The sequence below is a fragment of the Streptomyces sp. UH6 genome (genome assembly GCF_013421635.1).
Lineage (GTDB): Bacteria > Actinomycetota > Actinomycetes > Streptomycetales > Streptomycetaceae > Streptomyces > Streptomyces abyssomicinicus.
In genome coordinates this window covers 1-2627 of record NZ_JACADT010000799.1, presented here as the reverse complement: position 1 = coordinate 2627, position 2627 = coordinate 1, and the positions used below count along the sequence as shown (strand labels likewise).

3 protein-coding genes and 1 other RNA gene are annotated in these 2627 nt (G+C 70.0%); 1 reads left to right on the top strand and 3 read right to left on the bottom strand.

What is annotated here, in order from left to right:
* A partial coding sequence (locus HW445_RS26005; protein WP_180223327.1) for an ABC transporter permease occupies nt 1-733 on the top strand: 733 nt, incomplete at its 5' end.
* A 156-nt stretch (nt 734-889) separates the two neighbouring features.
* On the opposite strand, the gene ssrA is transcribed toward HW445_RS26005, so the two are convergent.
* From ssrA to HW445_RS25990, 3 genes are all read right to left on the bottom strand, one after another.
* Nucleotides 890-1290: a transfer-messenger RNA gene (gene ssrA / locus HW445_RS26000) on the bottom strand.
* 116 nt (nt 1291-1406) lie between these two features.
* Complete coding sequence (gene smpB, locus HW445_RS25995; protein ID WP_151775146.1) at nt 1407-1886, bottom strand: SsrA-binding protein SmpB; 480 nt, start codon at nt 1884-1886, stop codon at nt 1407-1409.
* A 19-nt stretch (nt 1887-1905) separates the two neighbouring features.
* The coding region (locus HW445_RS25990) for a S41 family peptidase (RefSeq protein ID WP_257231294.1) at nt 1906-2627 on the bottom strand (722 nt) is incomplete at its 5' end.

Genomic DNA, 2627 nt, shown 5'->3' with positions numbered 1-2627 from the left:
GCACGCCCGCCGCTACCCGTCGCTCACCCTCAACCTGCTGCTGACCCCGATCATGCTGCTCCTGCTCTTCGTCTACATCTTCGGCGAGACCATGAGCGCCGGCGTGGGCGGCGACGGCGGCCGGGCGGCGTACATTGCCTACATCGTCCCGGGTCTGCTCCTGATGACCATCGGCTCGACCACCATCGGCACCGCCGTCTCCGTCGCCACCGACATGTCGGAGGGGATCATCGCCCGGTTCCGCACCATGGCCATCCACCGCGGGTCGGTGATCGTCGGGCACGTCATCGGCAGCGTGCTGCAGTCCGTGGCGAGCGTCGTCCTGGTCGGCGCGGTCGCCGTCGCCATCGGGTTCCGGTCGACCGACGCCACCGTCCTGGAATGGCTCGCCGCCCTCGGCCTGCTCGTCCTCTTCGCCACCGCTCTCACCTGGATCGCCGTCGGCATGGGCCTCATCAGCCCCAACGCCGAGGCCGCCAGCAACACCGCGATGCCGCTGATCCTGCTCCCGCTCCTGTCCAGCGCCTTCGTCCCGGTCGAGACCATGCCGGGCTGGTTCCGGCCGATCGCCGAGTACCAGCCCTTCACCCCCGCCATCGAGACCCTGCGCGGGCTCCTCCTCGGCACCGGGATCGGCCACCACGGCTGGCTCGCCCTCGCCTGGTGCGCCGGCCTCGCCGTCCTCGGCTACTTCTGGTCCACCGCCAAGTTCAACGCGGACCCCCAGCGGTGAGTCCCGGGCCGGCCGGCCGGACCGAAGGGCGGTGGCCCCCGACACCACGTCGGAGCCACCGCCCTTCGGCACACCGTCCGCCGTTCCTCCTCCGCGCACGCGCCGGAACGCACGAAAGCCCCCGACCTGTCCGGTCGAGGGCCTCGCTCATGGGGTTGGTGGAGATGGCGGGAATCGAACCCGCGTCCAACGGTGCGGAACCAGGGCTTCTCCGTGTGCAGTCCGCTGTGCTTTTCTCAGCCCCGGAGATCACGCGGACAAGTCTCCGACGGGCTCAGTCACTGTGTGATTTCCCTCTTCACCCCGTGACCGGGATCAAGGTTTAGTTCCCTAGTTGATGCCAGGATCCGGGTCGGGAACACCCCCGGGCTGACACTCCCTTAAGTAGAGAGCTGCGTCACGCTACCTGGATCAGGCAGCGAGAGCGAGCTGGCTCTGGGAGAGATCGCGCTTGGAATTGGCGATTATTTTTTTCGGCCTGTGGTTTACGAGATCATGGCCGCTTCCTCGACACGCTTCCCCTGCTTCGACAGCCGCTGTCGAAACCGATCATCCCCATGTTGATTTTTCAAACCTTGCCCCCCGACCAGGGGAGGCAAGTGCCATCGTACTGAGCAACGGCGCAGGATGCCACCTTGTTCCCGCGCGGCACCCGGGACGGAGGAGACCGGCGTCACGCCCGCTGCTTGCGCCGCACCGCCGAGATCGCCCGCTCCGTCTCGCGGCGGTCCTGCTTCTCCCGCAGCGTCTGGCGCTTGTCGTACTCCTTCTTGCCCTTCGCCAGCGCGATCTCGACCTTGGCCCGGCCGTCCTTGAAGTACAGCGCGAGCGGCACGATGGTGTGGCCGGTCTCCTGCGACTTCGAGGCGAGCTTGTCGATCTCCTCCCGGTGCAGCAGCAGCTTGCGCTTGCGGCGCGCCGAGTGGTTGGTCCAGGTGCCCTGGCTGTACTCGGGCACGTGCACGTTGTGCAGCCACGCCTCGCCGCCGTCGAGCTGGACGAACCCGTCGGCCAGCGACGCCCGCCCCTGGCGGAGCGACTTCACCTCGGTGCCGGTCAGGACCAGGCCCGCCTCGTAGGTGTCGATGACGAGATAGTCGTGCCGCGCCTTCTTGTTCTGCGCGATGAGCTTGCGCCCTTTTTCCTTGGCCATAGTGCCGCCCATTTTGGCACTAGGAGGGGCCCCCGAGGCCAGTCAATACCCGCTCGGCCCGCTCCTCGGCGTTCTGCCCGGCCACCAGGTCGGGCACGATGCCCTCCCCGTCCACGCCCCGGCCGGACGGCGTGCGGTAGTGCCCCACGGTCAGCTCGGCGACCGAACCGCCCGGCAGCTCGGTCGGCATCTGCACGGCACCCTTGCCGAAGGTGCGGGAGCCGACGACCACCGCGCGCCCGCGGTCCTGGAGCGCCCCGGTGACCAGCTCCGCCGCGCTCATGGTGCCGGAGTCGACCAGCACCACCAGCGGGCCCGAGGTGCTGCGGCCCCGCTCGGCGTGCAGCGCCCGCTGCTCGCCGCGCAGGTCGTAGGTGGCGACCAGTCCGCCGTCGAGGAAGGCGGAGGCGGCGTCGACGGCCTCGGTGACCAGCCCCCCGGAGTTGCCCCGCAGGTCCAGCAGTATGCCGTCGTCCGGGGCCTCGGAGGCCGCGGCGCGGACCTGGTCGCCGGCGCCCTTGGTGAAGGCGCTCACCTTGATCAGCGTCGCCCCGCCGGCGGTCCGCCGCACGGTCACCGAATCGGTGGGGAGCAGCGCCCGGCGCAGGGTCTCGCTCCAACGCCGCCCGTCGCGCTCCAGACCGATCCGCACCGCGCTGCCGGCGTTCTGCGGCTCCTCGCCGGGGGTCGCGCCGCGCAGCCGGGCCAGCACCTCGGTGACCGGCAGGCCCTCGGTGGACC